We start from the raw sequence: 19110 nt of genomic DNA, 5'->3' as shown, positions 1-19110 counted from the left end.
ATTAAAGATACTGATTTCGCGAAAGAAACGACGCAAATGACTAAGTCGCAAATTCTTTCTCAAGCGTCAAGCTCAATTCTTGCGCAAGCGAAACAAGCTCCTAACTCAGCGCTAAGCTTGCTAGGTTAATTACCAAAGGTAGTGATTTAGTGAAAAGCTTGCCACAGATTTGCTCGTGGTGAGAGATGAGCAAAAAACCCAGCTTCGGCTGGGTTTTTTATTATCTGAAACAAATGGTTAGTAATGATAAACAACCAATAGCATCGTTTTTTGTGAGGAGGGTAAAGTAGATACGCTTCACATTTTTCATAACGTTGAAAATTAATACAAAAAAACTCGATTATTTACTAAAGGTTCTAGTTAGGAGGCCGTTAAAGATACTGAGAGAAATGAGATGTACCAAAGTGAGGTGAGAGTCACTGAGGTGCATATGAAATGCCTAAAGGAGATCTATTATGGCAATAAATGTAAACACGAACGTGTCTGCAATGACCGCACAGCGTTACCTAAATAACGCGAACTCTTCACAGCAAACTTCTATGGAACGTTTGTCTTCTGGCTATAAAATCAATAGCGCAAAAGACGATGCTGCAGGCCTTCAAATATCTAACCGCTTAACGTCTCAAAGCCGTGGCTTAGATATGGCTGTTAAAAATGCAAATGATGGTATCTCTATTGCTCAAACCGCTGAAGGTGCGATGAATGAGTCTACTAACATTCTGCAACGTATGCGTGACTTAGCACTTCAATCTTCTAACGGCTCGAACTCTAAATCTGAACGTGTTGCGATTCAGGAAGAAGTTTCAGCTTTGAATACCGAATTGAACCGTATTGCAGAAACCACTTCTTTTGGTGGTAACAAACTGCTAAATGGTACGTACGGTAGTCAGTCTTTCCAAATTGGTGCCTCTTCTGGTGAAGCTGTAATGCTTTCTATCGGCAACATGCGTTCTGACACTCAAGATATGGGTGGTAAGAGCTATGCTGCTGAAGAAGGTCAAGACCCTTCATGGAGAGTGGCTGCAGGCTCTGACCTGACCATGAACTACACGAATAAATTTGGTGAAGAACAAGAGATTACGATCAACGCTAAAGCTGGTAATGATCTAGAAGAACTTGCAACTTACATTAATGGTCAAAGTGAAGACGTAAAAGCTTCTGTTGGCGAAGATGGTAAATTGCAAATGTTTGCAAGCTCACAAAAAGTGAGTGGTGAAGTAGAGTTCGGCGGCAGCTTAGCTGGCGATTTAGGTATTGGTGACGCTAAAGACGTAACCGTTAATGATATTGACGTTACTTCAGTAGCTGGTTCAAACGAAGCGGTATCCATCATTGATGGCGCACTAAAATCAGTAGATAGCCAACGTGCTTCTCTGGGTGCATTCCAAAACCGTTTTGATCATGCTATCAGTAACTTAGATAACATTAATGAAAACGTTAATGCTTCTCGTAGCCGTATCAAAGATACCGACTATGCTAAAGAAACGACTGAGATGACGAAGTCACAGATCCTGCAACAAGCGAGTACTTCGATTCTTGCGCAGGCGAAACAGACGCCATCTGCAGCTCTAAGCTTATTGGGCTAAACTTAGCATAAGGTAAGTTAAGCAATAGGGAACTATTGCTAGCTCATAAGGTGGAAGGGAGATTGTTATGGAAATACCATCCTACACATCGAACATCCAGCCTTACGGCTCACCTAATGGCACTAAAATTGCTTATGAAGACGGTAGTAGCGCGCCTAGTATTTCGAAACTATGGGAAGTAGCACCAACTGAAAAAGTAGAAAAGAAACAAGAAACTTCTACTGAAACCGCAATTCAAATGGCTCAAGATAGACAAGAGCTTAATAAAGAAGAGCGGGTACGGATGGTAGAGAAAATGAATGAGTTTATTTCCTCTATTAATAAAGGTGTTGCTTTTAAGGTAGATGAAGAATCCGGAAGAGACGTGGTCACTATTTATGAGGCCACCACAGGGGATATAATCCGTCAAATTCCGGATGAAGAAATGCTAGAGATTTTGCGACGCTTAGCAGCCCATACTGCCAGTTCAGGTTTATTGGTGGAAAAGGTATAAGTCGTTTTATTGAGGTGATTGGATGAGTTTAGGCCCTTTGGGGATGTCTTCTGGCATGGATATCAATTCTATGGTCAGCAAAATTGTCGATTCGGAACGTGTGCCTAAACAGCAACGTATCGACAATGAGCGGGCTAAAATTGATTCCAGCATTAGCGCCTATGGCCGACTCAGAGAATCTCTGGATTCGATGAAAAATCTGATGGCGAACTTTCGTCAGGAGAAAGCTTTTGCGGTTCGAACTGTGGAAAGCACTGATGAAGGGGTTGTCTCAGCGACTGCAACTACTGAAGCGATAGCAGGTAAATATGCCATCGATGTGTTGCAGCTTGCTCAGAGTCATAAAGTGGCTTCTGATGTTCTATCGGAAGACATGAAGTTTGGCCCTGGTAAGCTGCAGGTTTCGCTTGGTGAAAACAGCTTTGATATACAAGTCGGTTCTAACGCTAAGTTAATCGATATTGTAAGAGGTATTAACGGCGCCGGAGAAAATCCGGGCGTACGTGCTTCCATTATTAATGACGTTGAAGGCCCGCGCCTTATCGTCGCCTCAAACTTATCTGGTAAAGATCACCAGATAAAAATTCATGTGGATGCTGACTCAGGCAACCCGTTGAAAAAACTCGAATATAAAACTCTTGAGGAACGAGTTAAGGCTTTAGAAGAAGCTAGGCTCGCGGCTCAAGAGATCCTTTCAAAAACGCCCCAAGGGCAAGCCGTTGATGCGATTAGTGATGCCTTGACGGGTGAAGAGGCCGTTGATGAGCAAGGCCAGCCTATTGATGAGCCTGAAGATGGCGGATTAGTCGAGCCTTTATTCTCGGATGACGATGATAGTTTATCGTTTGGTCAAAAAGCGGCACTTGCTGGACAAGAAGCTTTAGATGCAGCGGCAGCATCTGCATCTGCGATGCCTGAAGATAACATCGGTGGTTGGACAGAAACAGCATCAGGTACACTCTTAGACTCATACCATACTCCAGAGTTAGAGCTCGATGAAGCAGCGATAGAGAAAGCACCAGATGTACCCGGATGGTCAAACACCGCATCTGGAACTTTGACTGATTCATACGTGACTCCAAAAGAAGCTCAGCAAAAACTCGAAGCGGAACAGATAAGAATTGAAGAAAAGCTCGCGAAAGAAAGCGAAGAACTCGCCAAGAAAGTCGAGCAAGGAGAGCTTACACCGGAACAAGCAAAAGAGATAGAACGCTCGAAGTTGCCACCGGAAGAGCGAGCTCACCTAGAAGAAGTCGATAAAGTGAAAGAAGAGCTTGATAGAGCACAGCAGTCTTTTGACACTTATGATGGAATGGCAGAAGTTCAAATGGGCCAAGATTCGATGGTGGTACTGGATGGCGTTGCTCAACTTTCAAGCCATAACAATATTATTGAAGATGCCATTGAAGGTATCGATTTAACCGTAAAAGGCAAAACGCCAAAAGACAAAGCACCGGCTGAGATTGGCGTCGAGTACGATCGGCCAAGTGTACGCCAAGATATCGAATCTTTCGTTGCAGCCTATAATCAGTTTTATCAGGTCTCAAAGAGCTTAGCGAGTGTTGATCCTACGACCGGGCAGAAAGGCCCTTTGTCAGGCGATAGCACCGTCAGAAATGCAGATTCACGGTTAAAGAGTGTATTTTCAACTAATATAGAGAAAGCGCCTGAAGACTTAAAGTCACTGACAGAGTTTGGTATTACGACAACTCGTCAAGGTACGTTGGAAATCAACTACGATATGCTAGACCGACAGTTGAACAATAATTTTGACAAATTAGGCGACTTTTTTGGTGGAAACTCGGGATTTGCTAAACGAGTAGAAGATGCGATTCAAGGCATTACAGGGGTGACCGGTTCTATTCGTACTCGTGAAAAGAGCTTAACTGAACAAAATTACCGCCTTGTCGACGATCAAGCGGCACTAGATCGCCGTATGGACGGTTTAGAGAAACGTACTCATGCAAAATTTACCGCAATGCAGGACGCGACGGGTAAAATGCAAGCTCAGTTAGGAAGCATGATGAGTGCGTTAGGCTAATTTATGAAGAGTGAACTCCAAGAGCTTTGTGAACTTGATCAACAAATCTTTGCAACTTTCGAGAATAGTGAAATAAATACTGAAGAAATTCACCAACTAGTCGATAACAGGGAACAGTTATTGCAAAACATTCTTCAACGGTTAGAAGACTTCCCTGAAACAAAGCGAAGTTCTGAATGGTTTGAAGCAATTGAGCGAACCAAAAAATTAGTTGGGTTGATGCAGTCAGAAACCAGCCGTATTGGCAAAACCTTGCATAAATACAGGCATGGTAATAAATCAGTCCAACAGTATAAAAAGTTTTTATAGAAGAGGGTTACTATGCGCGGTTCTTTACAGGCATACAAAAAGGTATCAGTGGATAGTCAGCTAAGTGCTGCCTCGCCTCATAAAATAGTTCAAATGCTGATGGCTGGAGCTATTGAAAGACTTATTCAAGGTAAAGCAGCCATGCAAGCTGGCAATATTCCAGTGAAAGGCGAGCGCCTTGGTAAAGCTCTAGACATTATTATTAGCCTTCGTAGTTGTTTATCGATGGATGATGGTGGTGATATCGCAAAGAACTTAGATCAATTATATGAGTTCATGATCAAACAAATCTCATCAGCGAACCACTTGAACGACCCTCAGCCTATTGATGATGTTATCGACATTATCCGCGAAATTAAGGGTGCTTGGGATCAAATTCCGAACGAGTATCATAATTTGACGGCTTCTGAAGTGGGTATCTAACGAAATACTAAAGTTACAACCAACCTCACATCAGCTAATTGCTTGGTTGCCTTATTTTTTTATTCAAATAAAATAGAGTCATTAGATAGCCTAATGGCTTTTTTTTGTGGTTGATTTCCGAAATTTGTTTCTCGTTTGCACTAAAGTATAAATAAGTCATTTTACTTAAGACTGACGTTGTTCTGGTTTTTCCCGCATCGTACCAATAATTAAGGCAATAATTCCTACTTATGCAAGGTTTGGCAAAGCTTCTTGTAGTTGATGACGACTCTAATAATCGTCGTAACTTGAGTACAATATTAGAATTTGTTGGAGAGAGCTGTGAAGTGATCAGCTCAGAACAAGCTAGTGGGATCGATTGGTCTCATGTTTGGGCTGGATGCATTATTGGCTCTATCAAAGGAAACGGCTTTGCGTCTCTTCTAAATAACCACTTGGTTAATGCAAACCACATCCCTCTATTGATTGTCGGTAAAAATAAATACCCAGTTGATGACTTACCTAATTATGTAGGTGAGTTGGAACTGCCTCTTAACTACCCTCAACTCAGTGATGCTTTAAGGCATTGCAAAGACTTCCTTGGCCGTAAAGGCGTACAACTCGTTGCTTCGTCACGTAAGAATACGTTGTTTCGTAGCCTAGTTGGGCAAAGTATTGGTATCCAAGAAGTCCGTCATTTAATTGAGCAAGTGTCCAAGACAGAAGCCAACGTATTGATTCTTGGTGAATCAGGTACAGGTAAAGAGGTGGTTGCGCGTAATATCCATTACCATTCTAATCGTCGTACTGGCCCTTTTGTTCCTATTAACTGTGGCGCAATACCGCCAGATCTATTGGAAAGTGAGCTGTTTGGCCACGAAAAAGGGGCGTTTACTGGTGCAATTACCTCACGTAAAGGTCGTTTTGAGTTAGCCGAAGGTGGTACGTTATTCTTGGATGAAATTGGCGATATGCCAATGACCATGCAAGTGAAACTTCTTCGTGTTCTTCAAGAGCGTTGTTTTGAGCGGGTTGGTGGTAATTCAACGATTAAAGCGAATGTGCGAGTAATCGCTGCAACTCACCGCAACTTGGAAGGTATGATCGATGATGAGTCTTTTAGAGAAGATCTCTACTATCGATTAAACGTATTTCCAATTGAAATGCCAGCTCTGAAAGATCGTAAAGAAGATATTCCTTTGCTTCTTCAAGAACTTATGACGCGTATGGAAGCGGAAGGTAGCCTCCCTATCTGTTTCACTCCTCGAGCGATCAATTCGCTGATGGAGCATGACTGGCCAGGTAATGTACGTGAACTCGCGAATCTAGTGGAGCGCATGGTTATTCTGTATCCCAACAGTTTGGTCGATGTGAACCACCTCCCGACTAAATATCGTTACAGTGATATCCCTGAGTTCCAACCTGAGCACGTTTCATTCGGTTCAGTTGAAGAGCAGGAGCGCGATGCGCTTGCAGATATCTTCTCTGAAGACTTTAGCTTTGAACAGCCGGATGATTTAACAGATAATGTTAATGCGCCCCAGGAACTGCCGCCAGAAGGAGTTAACTTGAAAGAGTTGTTGGCAGATCTTGAAGTCAACATGATTAGCCAAGCGTTAGAGGCGCAAGGCGGGGTCGTGGCAAGAGCGGCGGATATGTTAGGTATGCGTAGAACGACTCTTGTCGAGAAGATGCGGAAGTACAATTTACAGCGATAGAGCAACAGAAAATGACTTGTTCAAGGGGCTGAAAATCACAGCAAACAGCGAGTCAAGTTCTTGTCGCTAACTTAAGTATTTGATAAATATACAAAATAGCCTGGCATGCCTTTTGCGTGTCAGGCTATTCTAGTATTTGAGGCAAAATTCCGACATGCAAACACCGAACGAATCAGAAAATCAATCGCACTTAGACTCTGTTGAACAGCAAGTAGAGCGCTATAAACAAGTGCTGGATGTGATGCCTGCCGGCGTTATTTTGCTCGATACTCAAGGAGAAGTTAGAGAAGCAAACCCTGAAGCTCATCGAATCCTCGGTGTGGAATTAGTGGGTGAAAAGTGGTTTTCTGTAATTCAAAGCGCTTTTGACCCGAAAGACGATGACGGCCATGAAATCTCTTTAAAAAATGGTCGAAAGGTTCGGCTTGCGATTTCTGCATCGACAACAGGGCAACTAATCCTTATTACTGATTTGACCGAAACACGGTTACTTCAGTCAAGAGTGAGTGATTTACAACGCTTGTCTTCATTAGGAAGAATGGTGGCGTCTCTTGCTCATCAGGTTAGAACGCCACTTTCTAGTGCTATGCTTTACGCTTCCAACTTAGCGGCGCCTAATTTAGCTCCTGCGACTAAAAGCCGCTTTCAGAACAAGTTGATGGATCGACTCCATGATTTGGAAAAGCAAGTGAATGATATGCTGTTGTTTGCGAAAGGTGGTGACAACAAGGTCGTGAAACCTTTCACTATTGACGAGCTGGTGGGCGAGTTTCAGCCTATGGTTGAAACGGCACTTAAAAATAATCAAATAGATTATTGCCAAGAAGTTGAAGAAGAACACACCCAAATGATGGGCAACGCGAATGCGATTGCATCAGCATTAAGTAACCTTGTATTAAACGCGATTCAAATTGCTGGCAAAGAATCACAAATTGACGTGTTTTTTAGACCAGTAAATGGTGAATTAAGGATCTCTGTGCAAGATAGTGGACCGGGTGTCCCAAAAGAATTACAAAACAAGATCATGGAACCATTTTTCACAACTCGCTCGCAAGGTACGGGGTTAGGGCTCGCCGTTGTTCAAATGGTGTGTCGTGCTCATGATGGCAGACTAGAATTATTATCAGAAGAAGGTGATGGTGCATGTTTCACCATGTGCCTACCTCTTGAAAAACAACTTTAACTGACGACTACGTCGTTATTGAATCAACACTGGAGAATCATATGGCTCAAAGCAAAGTGTTAATCGTGGAAGATGATGAAGGCCTACGCGAGGCTCTGGTCGACACGCTCGCTCTAGCTGGATATGAGTGGTTAGAAGCGGACTGCGCAGAAGATGCTCTAGTTAAATTGAAATCCAATCAAGTCGATATTGTTGTGTCTGATGTCCAAATGGCGGGCATGGGAGGCTTAGCACTACTTCGAAACATCAAACAACACTGGCCGAACTTGCCAGTGCTACTGATGACAGCTTATGCCAACATAGAAGACGCCGTAGCGGCTATGAAAGAAGGTGCTATCGACTACATGGCGAAGCCTTTCGCTCCAGAAGTACTACTGAATATGGTTAGCCGCTATGCGCCGATTAAGTCGGATGACAATGGCGATGCCGTGGTAGCGGATGAGAAAAGTTTAAAGCTTTTAGCCTTGGCGGATAAGGTCGCAAAAACGGATGCAAACGTTATGGTGCTTGGGCCAAGTGGCTCTGGTAAAGAAGTGATGTCTCGTTACATTCATAACGCTTCTAACCGCAAGGATGGGCCTTTCGTTGCGATAAACTGTGCGGCCATTCCCGACAACATGCTTGAAGCGACGCTATTCGGGTATGAGAAGGGGGCGTTCACTGGAGCAATTCAAGCTTGCCCTGGTAAATTTGAACAAGCTCAAGGTGGCACTATCTTATTGGATGAAATCAGTGAGATGGACTTAAACCTCCAGGCTAAGTTACTTCGAGTGCTTCAAGAGCGAGAAGTGGAAAGGTTGGGGAGTCGTAAAAGTATAAAGTTGGATGTGCGTGTACTCGCAACCAGTAACCGCGATCTTAAAGTTTATGTGTCGGAAGGAAACTTTCGAGAGGACTTGTATTACCGCCTAAACGTGTTCCCAATTGTATGGCCGGCATTAAGTGAGAGGCAAGGGGACATCGCACCTCTGGCTAAGCACCTAATCGAGCGCAACTGTACTAAACTTGGTATGCCAGTCCCTTCTATTTCAGATGAGGCATTAGCTAAGTTGATTAGCTACCCTTGGCCGGGGAACGTGAGGGAATTAGATAACGTTGTTCAACGAGCGCTAATTCTTAGCGAACAATCTAACATCACAGGTGATCATATATTACTTGAAGGTGTGGACTGGCAAGATGCTAGTAGCTTGCAGCATGTGGTAGAAAGCGGTGAAGTGGCCGCTCCTACGGTCAAACCTGTTGCGGAAGCCGACGCCATGCCTAAATCTATCTCTGGCAGCGAAGGTCTAGGTAATGAACTGCGTGATCAGGAGTACGCCATCATTTTAGAAACCTTGATTGCGTGTAATGGCAGAAGGAAAGAAATGGCTGAAAAACTTGGAATTAGCCCAAGAACATTACGCTATAAACTAGCGAAAATGCGCGATGCTGGAATCGATATTCCAAATTAGTTTTGAAAAGTTTCATGTATAGTGCTCAAATCTGACGTAATACGATAAAGTTGTCAGTAGTGAATGGCACGCTAATTGCTCCGTCAATAAATAAGCACAAGCAATGGTCATATTTTTGACCTTTGAGGTAGATGATGAGAATAGAAGGTTTACAGGGCGAAATGCAGGCGATGATGGTTGAAGCATCGAATTCTCGCCCTCCTGCAACAGGGCAAGCGGTCGGTGCCGACTTTGGCAATATGCTGACGAAAGCTATCAACAACGTGAACTCTTTGCAGAAAGCTTCTGGTGATCTTCAAACCCGCTTTGACCGCGGAGATGAAAACGTGTCGTTATCAGATGTAATGATTGCGCGAAATAAATCTAGTGTCGCTTTTGAGGCTACCATCCAGATTAGAAATAAATTGGTGGAATCCTACAAAGAGCTGATGAATATGCCAGTTTAAGTTGGGTAGTAATTAGTGGCTGATGATAATCAATCAACGGATTTAGCAGTAGCAGATAGCGACCATTCGATGGTGGCTACCTCTGACCTTGATTCTGAAGGTCAGAATCCGGATCTAGAAGAACGTAGTTCCTCCAAATTTGACATGGCGGTAGGAGATTTAGATCTTCTGCGCCAAGTTGTTCTTGTTCTATCCATTTCAATTTGTGTGGCGTTAATTGTGATGCTGTTTTTCTGGGTTAAAGAGCCAGAAATGCGTCCACTTGGTGCTTATGAAACAGAAGAGTTGATTCCGGTATTAGATTATCTTGACCAACAGAAGATCGAATACAAACTAGATGGTAATACGATTTCGGTACCTTCAAGTGAATATAACAACTTGAAGTTAGATATGGTTCGTGCCGGTGTCAATCAGCAGAAAAATGCTGGTGACGACATCTTAATGCAAGACATGGGTTTTGGTGTCTCGCAAAGGCTCGAGCAAGAACGTCTAAAGTTAAGCCGTGAACGACAATTAGCTAAGGCTATCGAGCAGATGAAGCAAGTGCGTAAAGCTCAGGTTTTATTAGCTTTACCTAAACGCAGTGTGTTTGTTCGACATAACCAAGAAGCATCCGCATCGGTATTCTTAACGCTAAAAACCGGCGCTAACCTCAAGCAACAAGAAATTGATTCCGTTGTTGATATGGTCGCAAGTGCTGTACCGAATATGAAAACTTCGCGAATCACTGTTACTGATCAGCATGGCCGCTTGCTAAGTTCGGGTTCACAGGACCCTATGTCTGCAGCTCGCCGTAAAGAGCACGAGCTGGAGCGCAACCAAGAACAAGCGTTACGTGAGAAAATTGACTCTGTTCTGATCCCTATTCTAGGTTTCGGTAATTATACCGCTCAAGTCGACATTCAGTTAGATTTCAGTGCAGTGGAGCAAACTCGTAAGCGTTTTGACCCAAGCACTGCGGCAACCCGCAGCGAATATACTCTGGAAGACTATAATAACGGTAATGTTGTAGCTGGTGTTCCTGGAGCCTTGAGTAATCAACCCCCAGCCGATGCTTCTATTCCTCAAGATGTGGCTCAAATGAAAGATGGCTCTGTTATGGGGCAAGGCTCCGTTCATAAAGAAGCGACACGTAACTTTGAGCTAGACACGACAATTAGCCACGAGAGAAAGCAGAGCGGTATTGTGAACCGTCAAACGGTGTCTGTTGCCATTAAAGATAGACAGGCGGTTAACCCTGATACTGGTGAAGTGACTCATACTCCATTAAGTGAAAGTGAGATCAGCGCTATCCGCCAAGTTCTGATTGGCACGATTGGTTTTAGTGAGCAGCGCGGTGATTTGCTGAATGTACTGAGTGTCCAATTTGCTCCTCAGGTGACAGACGTAGTCCCTGATGTTCCAATTTGGGAACACCCGAACTTTAACGATTGGGTTCGTTGGTTTGCAAGTGCCCTCGTTATCATTGTTGTCGTTCTTGTTCTTGTAAGACCGGCGATGAAGAAACTACTTAACCCAGCGTCTGATGAAGATGATGACCAGATGTACGGACCGGACGGCTTACCTATTGGTGCTGATGGTGAGACAAGTCTAATTGGTGGTGATATCGAAGGCGGAGAACTCTTTGAATTTGGTTCAAGCATCGATTTACCTAACCTTCATAAAGATGAAGATGTATTGAAGGCGGTGAGAGCATTGGTTGCGAATGAACCAGAGCTCGCAGCGCAAGTTGTGAAGAATTGGATGGCAGATGGCTAACGAAATAGTAGAGCAAGCCGGTGGTGGTGAAGTCGCCGAAGTAAACGATGTTGATATTTCGACGATTTCTGGTGATGAGCGAGCGGCCATTTTATTGCTGAGCTTAAATGAAGAAGACGCCGCTGGTATCATTCGTCATTTAGAGCCAAAGCAAGTTCAAAGAGTGGGTAGCGCTATGGCTCGCGCCAGTGACTTGTCCCAAGAAAAAGTTGGGGCGGTTCATCGCGCCTTTTTGGATGATATTCAAAAATACACCAACATTGGCATGGGCAGTGAAGACTTCATGCGTAATGCGCTTGTTGCCGCTTTGGGCGAAGACAAAGCCAACAATTTGGTTGATCAAATTCTACTGGGAACTGGATCGAAAGGTTTGGATTCCTTGAAGTGGATGGATCCAAGGCAAGTGGCGAGCATCATCATTAATGAGCACCCTCAGATTCAAACCATCGTACTCTCTTATTTAGAAGCGGATCAGTCTGCGGAAATCTTATCTCAATTCCCTGAACGCGTCCGTTTAGATTTGATGATGCGTATTGCTAACCTTGAAGAAGTTCAGCCATCAGCTCTTGCTGAGTTGAACGAAATCATGGAGAAACAGTTTGCGGGTCAAGCTGGTGCTCAAGCGGCGAAAATTGGTGGCCTGAAAGCTGCTGCTGAAATCATGAACTACATGGATAACAATGTTGAAGGCTTGCTAATGGATCAAATCCGCGATCAAGACGAAGACATGGCGACTCAAATCCAAGATCTTATGTTCGTGTTTGAGAACCTTATTGAAGTCGACGACCAAGGCGTTCAGAAACTTCTTCGTGATGTTCCTCAAGATGTTCTGCAGAAAGCTCTTAAAGGTGCTGACGACGGATTGCGTGAGAAGATCTTCAAGAACATGTCTAAACGTGCTGCCGATATGATGCGTGATGATATTGAGGCAATGCCACCAGTCAAGGTTTCTGACGTAGAGGCGGCTCAGAAAGAAATCTTGGGTATCGCGAGGAAAATGGCAGACAGTGGCGAAATTATGCTGTCTGGCGGTGCCGACGAATTCCTATAACTTTGAACTCGTTAAGCCCCAGAAATTGGGGCTTTTTGCATTTTAATACTCTTATTTGTTATCCACACTTTGGTAGGAATTATTATGTCCAGTGAGAGAAAACGCGGTTTCTTAAGACCCGATGAAGATCAAACCGTCGCTGAGCCTCAAAAGTGGGGGCTGCCTGATTACAGCTCGGAAGTAAACAAAAGTGCGAAAGAGACTGCTTTCAATTATGACCCAAGTTGGATGCCCACAGTCGAAGAAGCGATTGAGGACGAAGAGTTAGTTTTAACCGAAGAGCAAATTGAACAAATAAAACAAGGCGCTTACCAGGAAGGTTTACATCAAGGCCAAGAAGCCGGTTTTAAGCAGGGCTTTGAAAAAGGCAAAGAAGAAGGTTATATAGCAGGGCACGCTGAAGGGACTGAAGCCGGTAAGCTTGAAGGCGTGACAGCTGGTCAAGAGTATATCCAACAACAAGTGGCCGTTTTTATGGGTTTAGCTAATCAGTTTGCTCAACCATTAGAATTAATGAATGCTCAAGTTGAAAAGCAACTTGTTGACATGGTTTTGATGTTAGTGAAAGAAGTGGTTCACATCGAAGTGCAAACTAATCCGCAAATTATCCTAGATACCGTTAAAGAATCGGTAGAGTCTCTGCCAATCTCAGGGCATGCAATTACGCTGAAATTACACCCGGAAGATGTTGAAATTATTCGCTCTGCTTATGGTGAAAATGAACTGGACTGCCGCAATTGGACGTTGGTTTCAGAACCTGCGTTAAATCGTGGTGATGTGCAGATCGAGGCTGGTGAGTCGAGTGTAAATTATCGAATGGAAGAACGTGTACGTAGTGTTATTCAAAGCTTTTGTGGCGCAAACCGTCATCAAGGACATGAGTAATGTTAGAGCTAGCTGAACGCTTAGGACAATACAAAACTCAAGGCCTAAAGTCCCGACCAATCGCTTCTGGCCGTTTGGTAAGAGTGGTCGGATTAACACTTGAAGCGACAGGCTGTAAAGCGCCAATAGGTAGCTTATGTCTTGTTGAAACCATGTCAGGTGAAATGGAAGCGGAAGTGGTAGGTTTTTCTGGCGACAACTTGTTTTTGATGCCTAGTGAGCAAATTACCGGTATTTTGCCCGGCGCGAAAGTGACTCCCATGACTGGTGAAAGCGGTATTCCAGTTGGTATGGAACTGCTTGGCCGAGTCATTGACGGTGTAGGCAATCCCATTGATGGTTTAGGTTCATTGTACACTGAGCATCGTGCTTCTTTTAATGCTGAACCAATCAACCCTTTGGCAAGAAAGCCAATTTCTGAACCTCTAGACGTAGGACTTAAAGCGATTAATGGCTTACTTACAGTAGGCAAAGGCCAACGTATCGGGTTGTTTGCCGGTTCTGGTGTGGGTAAGTCCGTAACGCTAGGGATGATGACCCGAGGTACAACCGCGCAAGTTGTTGTTGTGGGGTTAATTGGTGAGCGTGGTCGAGAAGTTAAAGAGTTCATCGAAGAAATCCTTGGTGAAGATGGTCGTAAGCGTTCTGTTGTTGTCGCGGCACCTGCAGACGCCTCACCATTAATGAGATTGAAAGGTTGCCAAACCGCATTAACTGTCGCGGAGTACTTTCGAGATCAAGGGTTGGATGTTCTGCTGTTAATGGATTCTCTGACACGTTTTGCTCAAGCTCAACGTGAAATTGCGTTGTCTGTTGGTGAGCCGCCGGCGACTAAAGGTTATCCGCCTTCAGTGTTTGCCAAGCTTCCAGCGTTGGTTGAACGTGCGGGTAACGGTAGTGATGAGCAAGGTTCAATTACCGCTTTCTTTACCGTACTAACGGAAGGTGACGATCTACAAGACCCGATTGCAGATGCGTCACGTGCGATCCTCGATGGTCACGTGGTGTTATCACGTGAAATGGCCGATGCTGGCCATTACCCAGCCATTGATGTTGAAAAGTCTGTTAGCCGTGTGATGCCACAAATTACCACTGAAGAGCATGTGTTGATGTCGAAAGCGGTGAGACAAGTCCTGTCTATTTGCCGTAAAAACCAAGATCTTGTTTCGATTGGTGCATATAAACCGGGAACCGATCCGGCGATAGACAGTGCGTTTACACTCAAACCTAAGCTTGACGAGTATCTCCAGCAGAAAATGAAAGAGTCGGTGCCTTACGAGATGTGCGTGAATATGCTTAAACACGTACTAGGTGGGTAATTGATTCATGGATAATGCATTAGAGTTTTTGTTAGAGCAGGCAAAAGAAAAAGAAAGCCAAGCGGTATTGGCTTTGAATAAGGCGAATGCAGAACTGCAAGACTACTATCAGCAAGTGTCTCAGATTGAGCAGTATCGTTTGGATTATTGCCAACAGCTTGTTGATAGAGGGAAACAGGGGCTTACAGCCAGTCAATATGGCCATCTAAATCGATTTTTGACACAGTTAGATGAAACGTTGTCGAAACAAAGAGAAGCAGAGCAACACTTTAAAAGCCAAGTTGATAACTGCCAAGACTACTGGATGGAACTGCGTAAGCAGAGAAAATCTTATGAATGGCTTATCGAGAAAAAGCAGACTGAGCAGCAAAAGCTTCAAGACAAACGAGAGCAAAAGCAAATGGATGAGTTCTCTACGCTGCTCTATAGTCGACGACGTAACTAGCGACCTACATCGTTAGTGAGTACTTAGTTCCAATTCTCCAATCTTCGTATATGTCGCCAATCCATCTCCACTCATTGGCTCACTTCTTGCTTGTATACAATCAATAATCGCTTTTATGTCGTAATGCCAAGAAGCGATATAACCAGTTTGCTTTCTTCATGCTTATCGTAAGCAATCAATATAGAGTTCGTTGATATGAATATTAGCCTTCCAACAACATCGTCGACTTCAAAAACCGCCCTAGCATCAGAAGCCGGTGGTTCTGATTTTAAGCTAGGAGAAAGCGGGGAATCTAAAGGCTTTTTGGAAACGTTAACGGATGTGTTTTCTTCAAAGGAAGGTAATCCCGTTGAAGGAAAGGGTGAGACGGAAGTTATTAAGACAGAAAAAGCATCATCAACAGAAGGGAAGTCTTCAAAAGAGTCAACTGAGGTCGAAGAAGGGCAAGTTTCTGAAGCTAAAGCGAAAGTATCGGGTGATGATGTTGAAATTGCGACGGACGATGCGAGTACAGAAGCCGTATTGAAAGCGAAAACTGGAGCGGAGCTTGATGTAGAAAGTGGTTCTAAAACGCAGCTTGAACAAACGGAAGCTAAGAAAGATGTAGGTGCCGTATCGCAAGAACAAGTTCAATCTAATGCCAAAGTGAATTTGGACCATAGCTCTGCTACAGCTGTTGAGAGTAAAGATATTGAGTCTGCTTCTAAAGCGACGGTTGCAATGAATGAAGGAAATAAGCTTCTTGGCCAATTGGACGAAGCCAATAAAACACTGCAACCACAAAATTACAAGCAGATTGAATCAACAGACGGCAAAGCCTTGCCTCAAGCTCAACAAATAGATATGACCGAGGCTGCCACTGTCACTGCCACTGTCACTACCACTGTAACCGGTGACAATAGTGGAGAGATCACTAAGAATAATGGCCAAGCCTCGAGTCAAGTATCTGAAGATGTTCCGGAATCCTTGCAACGATTTATTGAGCCGGAACAAGGTGAGAAACAGGCGCTTGAAGGGGAAGTCGCTATAAATGCCGCAGCTGTTAGTGGAGCAACAGCACAAGCAGTCAGTACTAACCAACTGAAATCAGTAAATAGTAACGAGATTGTGAACACTAAGCTTGTTTCACCTCAAGCTGCGACAGTTGCTTCTGAAGTCAATCGGCCTATGACTGCAGAACAAATCCAACACTTAGTGGCTGAAAGCTCGACGACAGCATCTCCTGAAATAGTGACAGCAGTTGGTGTTGCGGCTGGTGTCGCGACGCAGTCGAATTCGAACGAGCCTTCCATTAGCCAAGTAAGCCCAGAGCAATTAGCAATAGCCGTTCAACAGGTGCAAGCTCAGATCGTTGAAGTAGAGCAAGTTGCCAGTGAAATTCTCATTAAAGAAGCGAGCGGCCAGCCGTTAACTCAGAAAGAGCAACAAACGTTAGCGACAGCAAATACTGAGCTGGTGAAATTGAATGACCAGTTGGAGTTTTTGGTGACGGCCCCTGAATTGAGCAATACAGAATTACCACCGGAAGCCGCAATTGCATGGGGCGCTCAGCCTGTGTCTGATGTGAAGGTGGCGGCGACAGATAACCAACTGGCGACCAAAGCAGCCCAGACTGGTGTTGCTGCTTCAGTACACCAGGTATTAAATCAGCAAGCTCAAGCTGCAACTGCTTCCGATAAAAGCGTTATGCAGAGCGCAACACAAACTTCAGCGAGCCCTTCGGCCGCTACTTTAGACCCAACTTCATTGGCAACAAATCCTTCTATTGCCCCCGTGAGTGTGGGTAAATCTGCTAGCTCTGAAGCTATGCTCAAGGCGGGTGCCGCTGGTGTAGCGGCTGCAAGTTTGTCTCGCGGTCAGTCCAAAGATGACTCAAAAGAAAGCACATTAGCCCAGCAAATATCAGCCGCGTCTGGGCAGCAAGGCGTTTCCACTAGCACACCGACTCGAGCAGAGATCCAGGCAATGCAGCAAGCGCCTTTACAGCTGACCAAAGAGCTTGCTAATGAACAAGTCGCGGAAAAAGTACAAATGATGATGTCTAAAAATTTAAAAAATTTAGACATACGTTTAGACCCGCCTGAACTTGGTCGTATGCAGATTCGCATGACGATGAATAACGATGTTGCCAATGTCCACTTTACCGTTTCTAACCCTCAAGCACGTGAAATAATTGAACAAACCATTCCCCGCTTGAGAGAGATGTTAGCGCAGCAAGGCATGCAGCTTTCAGACTCTTCTGTTCAGCAGCAAGCATCAGGTCAGCAGCGTGATGGTTACAATAGCGCCGGAAATGGTGGCCAAGAAGGAAACAACAGCACAAATGGTGTGCAAGGGGATGAAAACCTTGATTCTGACATCAATCTTGAATTGAATGTCGCATCAAAGCGTGATGGAATTAGTTATTATGCCTAGAATTAAAAGCGCGTAAGTAATTAAAACTAAAATACTTAGAGAAAGTTATGGCAGAAGAACAGCAACCCGAAGAAGCCCCAAAAGGCAAAAGTAAGTTATTGATCATTATTATCGCTGTCGTTGTGTTACTCGCGGCTGGTGGTGGAGCGGCATTTTTCCTGATGGGCTCAGATGATTCGGCGTCAGAAGAAACGGCGGCCGCTGAAGTTGAAATGGCAGTCGCGGAGCCGGTGGCTTATGTGAATATTCCTCAACCTTTCCTGTTTAATGTATCTGGCGACAGTAAAGACCGCCTAGTGCAAATCAAAGCTCAGTTAATGGTTCGTGGTACTCAAAATGAAGACTTAGCGCGATACCATTCACCTTTAGTTGAAAGTACCTTGCTGGCGACATTTGCTTCGGCAACGGTTGATCAACTTCGCTCACCAACAGGGCGAATTGAATTGCGTGAAAAAGCGACGGAAGATATTAAAGCAAGTCTGACTCAAGCGGTTGGTCAGCCTGTGATCGAAAAAGTATTGTTTACTGACTTTGTAATCCAATAGGTAACTTGTGACCGATTTATTAAGCCAAGACGAAATCGATGCGTTGCTTCATGGTGTCGACGACGTAGAAGAGGTAGATGAGGTTGTTGAAGTTGAATCCGAAAATGCGGTTAACTTTGACTTCTCTTCTCAAGACCGAATCGTTCGTGGTCGAATGCCAACGCTCGAGCTTATTAACGAACGTTTCGCGCGTCATATGCGTATCAGTTTGTTTAATATGTTGCGTAAAACAGCAGAGGTTTCGATAAACGGCGTACAAATGATGAAATTTGGTGAATACCAAAATACATTGTATGTACCTACTAGCTTGAATATGGTGCGTTTCAGACCATTAAAAGGCACAGCGTTAATCACAATGGAAGCCCGTTTAGTTTTCATTTTGGTGGAAAACTTTTTCGGCGGTGACGGCCGTTTCCACGCCAAGATCGAAGGTCGTGAATTCACACCGACAGAAAGGCGTATTATTCAGTTATTACTGAAAATCGTATTTGAAGATTACAAAGAAGCTTGGTCTCCGGTAATGGGGGTTGAGTTTGAGTATTTGGATTCAGAAGTGAACCCAAGTATGGCGAATATTGTTAGCCCGACAGAAGTGATTGTGGTGAGCTCGTTCCATATTGAAGTGGATGGTGGCGGTGGTGACTTCCACGTCGTTATGCCTTATTCCATGGTTGAGCCCATACGTGAATTGCTCGATGCTGGTGTGCAATCTGACAAAATGGAAACCGACGTACGTTGGAGCTCAGCGTTACGCGATGAAATTATGGATGTACCAGTTAACTTCCGAGTGAATCTTTTAGAGCGAGATATCTCACTAAGAGACCTAATGGAGTTACGCCCAGGTGACGTTATCCCGATCGAGATGCCGGAAAACGCGACGATGTTTGTAGAAGAACTGCCGACGTACCGCGTGAAAATGGGGCGTTCAGGTGACAAGTTAGCTGTACAAGTCTCAGAAAAAATTGAAAGACCACATGTGGTTAAAACCGATCTAGCTTTCTTAGGCAAAGACATTATGTCTGACTTAGATGGCGATGAAGACACAGAAGAATAATAGAAACAA

Annotated in this window: 18 protein-coding genes; all 18 read left to right on the top strand. The window is 44.2% G+C overall.

The window, feature by feature from the left end:
* Positions 1-129 (top strand): flagellin (locus tag ACHUFI_RS18615; RefSeq protein WP_277868756.1); only part of this gene is annotated, 129 nt, incomplete at its 5' end.
* Between the two features lie 326 nt (positions 130-455).
* Positions 456-1586: a flagellin gene (locus ACHUFI_RS18610; RefSeq protein ID WP_394251845.1), complete on the top strand. Its 1131-nt coding sequence runs from the start codon at positions 456-458 to the stop codon at positions 1584-1586.
* Between the two features lie 67 nt (positions 1587-1653).
* Positions 1654-2079 (top strand): flagellar protein FlaG, encoded by a 426-nt coding sequence (gene flaG / locus ACHUFI_RS18605; protein ID WP_394251843.1) that lies wholly within the window; start codon positions 1654-1656, stop codon positions 2077-2079.
* Positions 2080-2101: 22 nt separating this feature from the next.
* A complete protein-coding gene (fliD, locus tag ACHUFI_RS18600; protein ID WP_394251841.1) occupies positions 2102-4120 on the top strand; it encodes a flagellar filament capping protein FliD in 2019 nt (672 codons plus the stop codon).
* 3 nt (positions 4121-4123) lie between these two features.
* Positions 4124-4429: a flagellar protein FliT gene (locus tag ACHUFI_RS18595; protein WP_394251840.1), complete on the top strand. Its 306-nt coding sequence runs from the start codon at positions 4124-4126 to the stop codon at positions 4427-4429.
* A gap of 12 nt (positions 4430-4441) precedes the next feature.
* A complete protein-coding gene (gene fliS, locus ACHUFI_RS18590; RefSeq protein WP_394251838.1) occupies positions 4442-4852 on the top strand; it encodes a flagellar export chaperone FliS in 411 nt (136 codons plus the stop codon).
* A gap of 230 nt (positions 4853-5082) precedes the next feature.
* On the top strand, positions 5083-6549 hold the full coding sequence (locus ACHUFI_RS18585) for a sigma-54 dependent transcriptional regulator (protein ID WP_394251836.1): 1467 nt from the start codon (positions 5083-5085) through the stop codon (positions 6547-6549).
* Between the two features lie 154 nt (positions 6550-6703).
* Positions 6704-7732 (top strand): sensor histidine kinase, encoded by a 1029-nt coding sequence (locus tag ACHUFI_RS18580; protein ID WP_394251834.1) that lies wholly within the window; start codon positions 6704-6706, stop codon positions 7730-7732.
* Between the two features lie 41 nt (positions 7733-7773).
* On the top strand, positions 7774-9183 hold the full coding sequence (locus ACHUFI_RS18575) for a sigma-54-dependent transcriptional regulator (protein WP_394251832.1): 1410 nt from the start codon (positions 7774-7776) through the stop codon (positions 9181-9183).
* Positions 9184-9317: 134 nt separating this feature from the next.
* Positions 9318-9629: a flagellar hook-basal body complex protein FliE gene (gene fliE, locus ACHUFI_RS18570; protein WP_394251857.1), complete on the top strand. Its 312-nt coding sequence runs from the start codon at positions 9318-9320 to the stop codon at positions 9627-9629.
* Positions 9630-9644: 15 nt separating this feature from the next.
* Positions 9645-11387 carry a flagellar basal-body MS-ring/collar protein FliF gene (gene fliF / locus ACHUFI_RS18565; protein WP_394251830.1) on the top strand — a complete coding sequence of 581 codons (1743 nt, stop codon included), beginning with the start codon at positions 9645-9647 and terminating at the stop codon, positions 11385-11387.
* Positions 11380-12438: a flagellar motor switch protein FliG gene (fliG, locus tag ACHUFI_RS18560; protein WP_394251828.1), complete on the top strand. Its 1059-nt coding sequence runs from the start codon at positions 11380-11382 to the stop codon at positions 12436-12438. Before fliF ends, fliG begins: the two co-directional genes overlap by 8 nt.
* Positions 12439-12522: 84 nt before the next feature.
* Positions 12523-13323, top strand: a complete 801-nt coding sequence (fliH, locus tag ACHUFI_RS18555; protein WP_394251826.1) for a flagellar assembly protein FliH — start codon at positions 12523-12525, stop codon at positions 13321-13323.
* On the top strand, positions 13323-14642 hold the full coding sequence (fliI, locus tag ACHUFI_RS18550; protein ID WP_394251824.1) for a flagellar protein export ATPase FliI: 1320 nt from the start codon (positions 13323-13325) through the stop codon (positions 14640-14642). Before fliH ends, fliI begins: the two co-directional genes overlap by 1 nt.
* A gap of 7 nt (positions 14643-14649) precedes the next feature.
* A complete protein-coding gene (fliJ, locus tag ACHUFI_RS18545; RefSeq protein WP_394251822.1) occupies positions 14650-15087 on the top strand; it encodes a flagellar export protein FliJ in 438 nt (145 codons plus the stop codon).
* A gap of 195 nt (positions 15088-15282) precedes the next feature.
* Positions 15283-17502 carry a flagellar hook-length control protein FliK gene (locus tag ACHUFI_RS18540; RefSeq protein ID WP_394251820.1) on the top strand — a complete coding sequence of 740 codons (2220 nt, stop codon included), beginning with the start codon at positions 15283-15285 and terminating at the stop codon, positions 17500-17502.
* Positions 17503-17549: 47 nt separating this feature from the next.
* Positions 17550-18047 carry a flagellar basal body-associated protein FliL gene (gene fliL / locus ACHUFI_RS18535; RefSeq protein WP_394251818.1) on the top strand — a complete coding sequence of 166 codons (498 nt, stop codon included), beginning with the start codon at positions 17550-17552 and terminating at the stop codon, positions 18045-18047.
* A 7-nt stretch (positions 18048-18054) separates the two neighbouring features.
* Complete coding sequence (gene fliM / locus ACHUFI_RS18530) at positions 18055-19101, top strand: flagellar motor switch protein FliM (RefSeq protein ID WP_394251817.1); 1047 nt, start codon at positions 18055-18057, stop codon at positions 19099-19101.
* Positions 19102-19110: the final 9 nt, after the last annotated feature.

The sequence above is a fragment of the Vibrio profundi genome (assembly GCF_043642225.1).
Classification (GTDB): domain Bacteria; phylum Pseudomonadota; class Gammaproteobacteria; order Enterobacterales; family Vibrionaceae; genus Vibrio; species Vibrio profundi_A.
This window is presented reverse-complemented; position numbering and strand designations above follow the sequence as displayed.

Bases quoted from the DNA above. Each gene is read 5' to 3' on its own strand.
- fliS (WP_394251838.1), top strand. From the start codon at position 4,442: ATGCGCGGTTCTTTACAGGCATACAAAAAGGTATCAGTGGATAGTCAG.
- ACHUFI_RS18595 (WP_394251840.1), top strand. From the start codon at position 4,124: ATGAAGAGTGAACTCCAAGAGCTTTGTGAACTTGATCAACAAATCTTT.
- flaG (WP_394251843.1), top strand. From the start codon at position 1,654: ATGGAAATACCATCCTACACATCGAACATCCAGCCTTACGGCTCACCT.
- fliE (WP_394251857.1), top strand. From the start codon at position 9,318: ATGAGAATAGAAGGTTTACAGGGCGAAATGCAGGCGATGATGGTTGAA.
- ACHUFI_RS18575 (WP_394251832.1), top strand. From the start codon at position 7,774: ATGGCTCAAAGCAAAGTGTTAATCGTGGAAGATGATGAAGGCCTACGC.
- ACHUFI_RS18540 (WP_394251820.1), top strand. From the start codon at position 15,283: ATGAATATTAGCCTTCCAACAACATCGTCGACTTCAAAAACCGCCCTA.
- fliH (WP_394251826.1), top strand. From the start codon at position 12,523: ATGTCCAGTGAGAGAAAACGCGGTTTCTTAAGACCCGATGAAGATCAA.
- fliL (WP_394251818.1), top strand. From the start codon at position 17,550: ATGGCAGAAGAACAGCAACCCGAAGAAGCCCCAAAAGGCAAAAGTAAG.
- fliJ (WP_394251822.1), top strand. From the start codon at position 14,650: ATGGATAATGCATTAGAGTTTTTGTTAGAGCAGGCAAAAGAAAAAGAA.
- ACHUFI_RS18610 (WP_394251845.1), top strand. From the start codon at position 456: ATGGCAATAAATGTAAACACGAACGTGTCTGCAATGACCGCACAGCGT.
- ACHUFI_RS18585 (WP_394251836.1), top strand. From the start codon at position 5,083: ATGCAAGGTTTGGCAAAGCTTCTTGTAGTTGATGACGACTCTAATAAT.
- ACHUFI_RS18580 (WP_394251834.1), top strand. From the start codon at position 6,704: ATGCAAACACCGAACGAATCAGAAAATCAATCGCACTTAGACTCTGTT.
- fliG (WP_394251828.1), top strand. From the start codon at position 11,380: ATGGCTAACGAAATAGTAGAGCAAGCCGGTGGTGGTGAAGTCGCCGAA.
- fliI (WP_394251824.1), top strand. From the start codon at position 13,323: ATGTTAGAGCTAGCTGAACGCTTAGGACAATACAAAACTCAAGGCCTA.
- fliD (WP_394251841.1), top strand. From the start codon at position 2,102: ATGAGTTTAGGCCCTTTGGGGATGTCTTCTGGCATGGATATCAATTCT.